Genomic DNA, 7,575 nt, shown 5'->3' with positions numbered 1-7,575 from the left:
GACCGACCACCTGCAGCGGCTCGACCGCTGACCCAAATCGGCAATCAGGGGTTGATCCGACCCTGAGGGCCGGATAAGTTCCTGGGGGTTGTTGGACCAGATCTGTCGCCAGATTTGCTTGGGGAATGCGGTGAACGCCAGCAGATCCGGCCGGGCGGCTTCGAGGTGGTCGGCGACCTTGGGGAGCTTGTCGGACAGGGCATCGATGATGCGATCATATTGCGCTGCAACCGATTCGGAGTCTGGTTGATCGAACACTGAATGCAGCAGGGTGCGTACCCACGGCCACGACGACTTCGGGGTCAGCGCCATCAGAGTGGTCGTGTAATGCGTTCGGCACCGCTGCCACGCCGCCCCGGGCAAAGTGGCGCCGATCAGCGGCCACCAACCCGGCGTGAGCGTCGCTGGTCACCAGCTTGACCCCGGACAGGCCCCGGGCGCTCAGCGATCGCCAGAACGCCAACCAGCCCGCCCCGTCCTCGGCGGTGGTGACATCGAGGCCGAGGATCTCCCGGTAGCCCTCGGCGTTGACCCCGACGGCGATCAGGGCGTGCACGTTGACCACCCGGCCGCCTTCGCGGACCTTGAGCACCAGAGCGTCGGCCGCGACGAACGTGTACGGGCCGGCATCGAGCGGGCGGCTGCGGAACGCCTCGACCGCGGCGTCGAGCTCCTTGGCCATCACCGACACCTGCGACTTCGACAGCGACGTGATGCCCAAGGTCTCGACCAGCTTGTCCATCCGCCGCGTGGAGACTCCGAGCAGGTAGCAGGTAGCCACCACCGTCGTCAGGGCCCGCTCCGCGCGTTTGCGACGTTCCAGCAGCCAGTCCGGGAAGTACGATCCGTGCCGCAGCTTCGGTATCGCGAGATCCAGTGTGCCTGCGCGGGTGTCGAATTCGCGGTGCCGGTAGCCGTTACGGGAGTTGGTCCGCTGCGTCGAGCGCTCGCCGTAGCCGGCGCCGCACAGCGCGTCGGCCTCGGCGCCCATCAGGGTGTGAATGAACGTGGCCAACAGCTCGCGCAACACGTCGGGGTGGGTCATGGTGAGTCGTTCGGCCAGCACGGTGGGCAGGTCGATATTCTGGGCAGCGGTCATCGCGTGTGTTCCTTCTTTGCTCGAGTGACTTTGGACGGTCTCTCGAAGAATCACGCGATGACCTTCAATCATTCGGCTACGACACGCCGGTACCGCTGATCAGGTCCGACTCGTACACCACTCTGCTGGACGCAACCTGGTGCTGTTGATTCGGTGGTTCACTTTAGTGTTCAGCGAATGTTCTGTCTGTCAGTTGTTGGTATGATTTTCGGCCGATACATAGAGGTCAACACCTTACTCCCTCGAATTGTCGTTGATGTCAAGAAGGGATCGTAGTTAACCTCTGTCGAGGCGGGGTAAGTCAACCGGGCTTTCGGCTCAACGGCTCACTACTGTGGACTCATGATTGGAGTGACCCGCGACGGCCACGTGATGACCCTGGAACTACAGCGCCCCGAGCGGCGCAACGCACTCAACGCCGAGCTGGTGGACGGTCTGCGTGAGGCGATCGAGAAGGCCGCTGCCGAAGACGTCCGCGCCATCGTCCTGACCGGAGCTGGGCATGTCTTCAGTTCGGGTGCGGATCTGTCGGGCGGTCAGGGCGTCGCCGACGAGCTGCCGGACAAGGCGAAAGCGCTGAATCTCGCGATCGACCGGGCGCCGCTGCCGGTGATCGGCGCGATCAACGGACCGGCGATCGGGGCAGGTGTCATCCTGTCGATGATCTGTGACCTGCGCGTCGTGGCGCCCGAGGCATACTTTCAGTTTCCCGTCGCCAAATACGGTATAGCGCTGGACAATTGGAGCATCCGCCGGTTGACGTCCCTGGTCGGAGCGGGCCGAGCGCGGGGCATGTTGATGGCCGCCGAGCGTCTCGACGCCGAGACGGCCTTCCAGACCGGCATGGCGAACCGGATCGGCACGCTGGCCGACGCTCAGGCATGGGCGCAGGAGATCGCGGGGTTCGCGCCGCTCGCGCTCCAGCACGCCAAACGGGTGCTCAATGACGACGGTGCCTACGAAGACCCTTGGCCCGCGCACCAGGAACTGTTCGACCGGGCCTGGGCAAGCCAGGACATCATCGAGGCTCAGGTGGCGCGCATCGAGAAGCGGCCCCCGAAATTCAAGGGGGCGTGATGGTCGTGTGCACCGCACTCCGGTACGGGTTCGGGACGGCATCGTTGCTGGCCGGCGGATGGGTGCTGCGCGCACTGCAGGGCACGTCGGAAGCGCTCGGTGCCACCCCGGCCGAGATCGCGCCGGTCGCCCGTCGGTCTCCGCACTACCGGGACGGCAAATTCAACAACCTGGAGCCCTCGTCGTCGGGGCTGCCGATGGACCGTGAGCTGCAACGCAAACTGCTGCGCGACCTGGCCAACGCCGGCGCGCTGGGCAAGCCGCCCGGCCCGATCCCGCTCAAGGAGCCCCCGAAGGTCGACCCGACACCCGCCGATGCGGCGGCCAGCTGGTATGGCCACTCCAGTGTCCTGATCGAGGTCGACGGCTACCGCGTTCTCGCCGACCCGGTGTGGAGCGAGCGGTGTTCGCCGTCGCGCGCGGTCGGGCCGCAACGGCTCCACGACGTGCCACTGCTGCTGGAAGCGCTGCCCGCCGTCGATGCGGTGGTGATCAGCCACGACCACTACGACCACCTCGACATCGACACCATTGTCGCGCTGGCCCGCACCCAGCGCGCACCCTTCGTGGTCCCGTTGGGCATCGGCGCGCACCTGCGCAAGTGGGGCATCCCCGAAGGCCGGATCGTCGAACTGGACTGGCATGAGGCGCACCGGATCGGAGACCTGACGCTGGTCTGCACGCCGGCCCGGCACTTCTCGGGCCGCCTGTTTTCCCGGGACTCGACACTGTGGGCGTCCTGGGTGATCACAGGCCCGCAACACAAAGCTTTCTTCGGCGGCGACACCGGATACACGAAGAGCTTCGCCGACATCGGAGCCGAGTACGGTCCGTTCGATCTGACGTTGCTACCGATCGGTGCCTACCACCCCGCGTTCGCCGACATCCACATGAACCCCGAGGAGGCGGTGCGCGCCCACCTCGATCTGGCTGACGTGGACAAGAGCCTCATGGTGCCCATCCACTGGGCGACATTCCGGTTGGCGCCGCACCCGTGGGCCGAGCCGGTCGAGCGGCTGGTCACCGCCGCCGACGTGGACCGGGTGCGTATCGCGGTGCCCATCCCCGGTGAGCGGGTCGTGCCGGACTCGACATACGACCCGTGGTGGCGGCCGTAGCGCGCTGCGACGCGTTACGGTGCTGCTCATGAACCCAAAGGCCCGCGCGGCCGCGCTCGTCGTTGCTGTCGCGGTGCTGGCCGGCTGCGGAGCGGAAAGCACCGAACCCGCGGCATCGAGCACCTCGCCGCCCAGCGTGATCACCGACGTGCCGCCTCCGCTCGTTCCGGCGATGCCGTTACCGGAGAACGCCGTCGACAACGCGGTCGGGAAGCTCGACGGGATTGCCGAGGAGCTGATGTCGAAATCAGGCATCCCCGGTATGGCGGTGGCCGTCGTTCACGCCGGGACGACGGTGTACGCCAAAGGTTTCGGCGTCAAGAACAACACCGCCTCCGACGATGCGACCAACAACGTCGACCCCGACACCGTGTTCCAGCTCGCGTCGCTGTCCAAGCCGCTCAGCGCCACCGTCGTGGCGACGCTGGTCGGGCAGAACAAGGTCGGCTGGGACACCCCGATCGTGTCAAAGCTGCCGTGGTTCGCGCTGTCGGATCCTGCGGTGACGCAGATGCTCACCGTCGGTGATCTGTTCGCACATCGTTCCGGGCTGCCCGACCACGCGGGAGATCTGCTCGAGGAGATCGGATATGACCGTCGACAGGTGCTGGACCGGTTGCGGCAACTTCCGCTCGCGCAGTTTCGGACCTCCTACGCCTACACCAACTTCGGACTCACCGCGGGCGCTGAGGCCGTCGCCGAAGGTACCGGCAAGAGCTGGGAGGACCTGGCCACCGAAACCCTCTTCCAACCCCTCGGGATGGCGGACACGAGCTACCAGTTCGGTGACTACGAAGCCCGCCCCGACCGCGCTGTCGGCCACATCCACATCGACGGCCGCTACGAACCGCGGTATGTGCGCAACGCGCAGGCCCAGTCACCCGCGGGCGGAGTGAGTTCCTCGGTCAACGATCTGACGCGGTGGATGGCAATGGTCCTCGCCGACGGTCAGCACGACAGCAAGCCGCTGATCGATCCGCAAGCGCTCCTGCCTGCCGTCACCCCGCAGATCGTTTCGGCGCGCGGCACGGAGCCTGCGATGCGGTCAGGGTTCTACGGCTACGGCTTCAACGTGAGCACCACGTCGGGGGCGCGCGCCGAGCTGAGCCATTCCGGCGCCTTCGAACTGGGCGCAGCGACCAATGTGCTGTTCTTGCCGTCGGCAGACGTCGCGATCGTCGCGCTGACCAACGCCACCCCGGCGGGGGTGCCCGAAGCGCTGACCGCGCAGTTCGCCGATCTCGTCCAGTTCGGTGAAGTCCGCGAAGACTGGTATGCGTTGTACAACAAGGCCTTTCTGGATATGGAGAAGCCGATGGGATCTCTCGTCGGCCAGCAGCGCCCCGCGAACGCTGAGCCGCACGGGCCGCTCTCCTCCTACGCCGGCGTATACAACAACGACTTCTGGGGGCCGGCGACGGTCACCGAACGCGACGGGCGCCTGGAGCTAACGGTGGGTCCCAAGGGTTTCTTCAAGCTGGACCCCTGGCAGGGTGACGTCTTCGTCTTCCCCGTGACCTCCGAGAATGCTCCTCCCGGAACGGTTTCCACAGCGACGTTCGACGGGGGCAGGCTCACACTCGAATACTTCGACGAGGGCGGCCGAGGGGTGTTCGTCAGGTGAGTACGCCAACGGTCACCGGGCTGTCGGACGCCGAGGTCGCCGCGCGCGTCGCCGACGGCAAGACCAACGATGTACCGACACGCGCCGCGCGCAGCGTCTCCGAGATCGTCCGCGGCAACGTCTTCACCCGGATCAATGCGATCCTCGGCGTGCTCTTCATCATCGTGCTGTCCACCGGCTCGGTGATCAATGGCGCGTTCGGCCTGCTGATCATCGCCAACAGCGCCATCGGCATCATCCAGGAACTGCGCGCCAAGCAGACGCTGGACAAACTGGCCATCGTCGGGCAGGCCAAACCGTTGGTGCGCAGGCGGTCCGGAACAGCGCCGCTGGCGCCGAGCGAGGTCGTTCTCGACGACGTCATCGAGCTCGGCCCGGGCGACCAGATCGTCGTCGACGGCGAGATCCTCGAGGAGGCCAACCTCGAAGTCGACGAGTCACTGCTCACGGGTGAGGCCGATCCGATCGCCAAGGATGCCGGTGATCCGGTGATGTCGGGCAGTTTCGTCGTCGCGGGCAGCGGCGCTTACCGCGCCACGAAGGTCGGCCGGGAGGCCTATGCCGCCAAGCTGGCCGAAGAAGCCAGCAAGTTCACGCTGGTGAAATCCGAACTGCGCAATGGAATCAACAAGATTCTGCAGTTCATCACCTACTTGCTGGTGCCCGCGGGTGTGCTGATCATCTACACCCAGCTGTTCACCACCGACGCGGGCTGGCGGGAGTCCGTTCTGCGCATGGTCGGAGCGCTCGTTCCCATGGTCCCCGAGGGCCTGGTGCTGATGACGTCAATCGCATTCGCTGTCGGCGTCATCCGTCTGGGGCGCAAGCAGTGTCTGGTCAACGAGTTGCCCGCGATCGAGGGGCTGGCCCGCGTCGACGTGGTGTGTGCCGACAAGACCGGCACGCTGACCGAGAACGGTATGCGGGTCAGCGACGTGAAGAACATCGACGACCTCGGCGTCGCCGATGTGCTGGCGCAGCTGGCCGCCGACGACGCCCGCCCCAACGCAAGCATGTCCGCGATTGCCGAGGCCTACAAAATGCCGCCCGGCTGGACCGCCACCGCCATCGCGCCGTTCAAGTCGGCGACGAAGTGGAGCGGAACGTCCTACGGCGAGCACGGCAACTGGGTCATCGGCGCGCCGGATGTGCTGCTGGACCCGGCCTCCCCGGTTGCCGAGGAGGCTGAACGGATCGGCGCCAAGGGGCTCCGGGTGCTGCTGCTCGGCTCCTCCGACTGCTCCGTCGACGATGCCCGAGCGCCGGGCACCGTCACACCCGCAGCGCTGGTGGTGCTCGAGCAGCGCGTCCGGCCCGACGCCCGAGACACTCTTGATTACTTTGCCTCGCAAAAGGTTTCGATCAAGGTGATTTCCGGCGACAATGCGGTGTCGGTGGGCGCCGTCGCGGGTTCGCTCGGTCTCGAGGGCGAGACGATGGACGCGCGCAAGCTCCCCGACCAGCCAGACGCGCTGGCCGAGACTCTGGAGGAGTACACGACGTTCGGGAGGGTCCGGCCCGACCAGAAGCGGGCCATGGTGCACGCGCTGCAATCCCGCGGTCACACGGTGGCGATGACCGGTGACGGCGTCAACGACGTGCTGGCACTGAAGGACGCCGACATCGGCGTTGCGATGGGCTCGGGAAGCTCCGCCTCCCGAGCGGTGGCGCAGATCGTGTTGCTGGACAACAAGTTCGCCACGCTGCCGTATGTCGTGGGGGAGGGTCGCCGGGTCATCGGCAACATCGAGCGCGTCTCGAATCTCTTCCTCACCAAGACGGTGTACTCGGTGCTGCTGGCCGTTCTCGTAGGGCTGGCCGGCCTGTCGGCGAAACTGTTCGGTTCCGACCCGCTGCTGTTCCCGTTCCAGCCGATCCACGTGACCATCGCGGCCTGGTTCACCATCGGCATCCCGGCGTTCGTCCTGTCGCTGGCCCCCAACAACGAGCGGGCGCATCCCGGGTTCGTGCGCCGGGTGATGACGTCGGCGCTGCCGTCCGGGGTCGTCGTCGGCATCGCGACGTTCACGTCGTACCTGCTGGCGTATCAGGGTCGGGCGGCGACCGAGACCGAGCAGACGCAGGCCTCGACGGCCGCGCTGATCACGCTGTTGGTGGCTGCGGTGTGGGTGCTGGCCGTGGTGGCGAGGCCCTACGAGTGGTGGCGGGTCGCGCTCGTTGCTGTCTCGGCGGCGGCCTACGTCGTCATCTTCAGCATCCCGTTCGCCCGCGAGCTGTTCATTCTCGACCCGTCGAACGCGGCGATCACCTCCATGGCCTTCGGTGTCGGCCTGGCGGGGGCGGCCGCGGTCGAGGTGATCTGGTGGGTGCAAGGCCGTGTGCTGGGCGAACAGCGCAGATTGTGGCGTCCGCGGGAACGGTAGGGTTGGGTTCATGGGATTTCTGGACAAAGCCAAAGATCTTCTCTCCAAGAACGCCGACAAGGTCGACACGGTGATCAACAAGGCCGGTGACCTCGTGGACAAGAAGACGCAGGGCAAGTACGCGTCGACTGTGGACAAGGTGCAGGAAGCCGCCAAGAAGGCTGTCGCGGACCAGACCAGCAGCGGGCAGGTGCCGCCGACCCAGCAATCGGGTCAGGTTCCGCCCGCATCGGCGCCTCCGACCCCACCTCCGCCGTCGACCCCTCCGCCACC

The 7,575-nt window shown here is 66.4% G+C and carries 5 protein-coding genes and 1 pseudogene; 5 read left to right on the top strand and 1 reads right to left on the bottom strand.

What is annotated here, in order from left to right; genetic code table 11:
• Window positions 1–78 precede the first annotated feature (78 nt).
• Window positions 79–1,045: pseudogene (locus AWC12_RS18860) on the bottom strand (IS256 family transposase); the annotation flags it as partial.
• A 396-nt stretch (window positions 1,046–1,441) separates the two neighbouring features.
• On the opposite strand from AWC12_RS18860, the gene AWC12_RS18855 reads away from it, so the two are divergent.
• The 5 genes from AWC12_RS18855 to AWC12_RS31665 form a co-directional block, all read left to right on the top strand.
• Entirely contained in the window at window positions 1,442–2,176 is a 735-nt protein-coding gene (locus tag AWC12_RS18855; protein ID WP_085176266.1) for an enoyl-CoA hydratase, read from the top strand.
• Window positions 2,176–3,294: an MBL fold metallo-hydrolase gene (locus tag AWC12_RS18850; protein ID WP_024445703.1), complete on the top strand. Its 1,119-nt coding sequence runs from the start codon at window positions 2,176–2,178 to the stop codon at window positions 3,292–3,294. Before AWC12_RS18855 ends, AWC12_RS18850 begins: the two co-directional genes overlap by 1 nt.
• A 28-nt stretch (window positions 3,295–3,322) precedes the next feature.
• A complete protein-coding gene (locus tag AWC12_RS18845) occupies window positions 3,323–4,918 on the top strand; it encodes a serine hydrolase (protein WP_085176270.1) in 1,596 nt (531 codons plus the stop codon).
• The gene (locus AWC12_RS18840; protein WP_085176264.1) at window positions 4,915–7,302 is read left to right on the top strand and encodes a cation-translocating P-type ATPase; all 2,388 of its coding nucleotides are present in this window, start codon (window positions 4,915–4,917) and stop codon (window positions 7,300–7,302) included. Before AWC12_RS18845 ends, AWC12_RS18840 begins: the two co-directional genes overlap by 4 nt.
• Window positions 7,303–7,312: 10 nt before the next feature.
• Window positions 7,313–7,575 (top strand): antitoxin (locus tag AWC12_RS31665; protein WP_085176268.1); only part of this gene is annotated, 263 nt, incomplete at its 3' end.

The organism is Mycolicibacterium iranicum, assembly GCF_002101705.1.
GTDB classification, from domain to species: Bacteria; Actinomycetota; Actinomycetes; order Mycobacteriales; family Mycobacteriaceae; genus Mycobacterium; species Mycobacterium iranicum.
The sequence above is the reverse complement of the archived record's forward strand: the minus strand, read 5'-3'. Positions and strand labels throughout refer to the sequence as shown.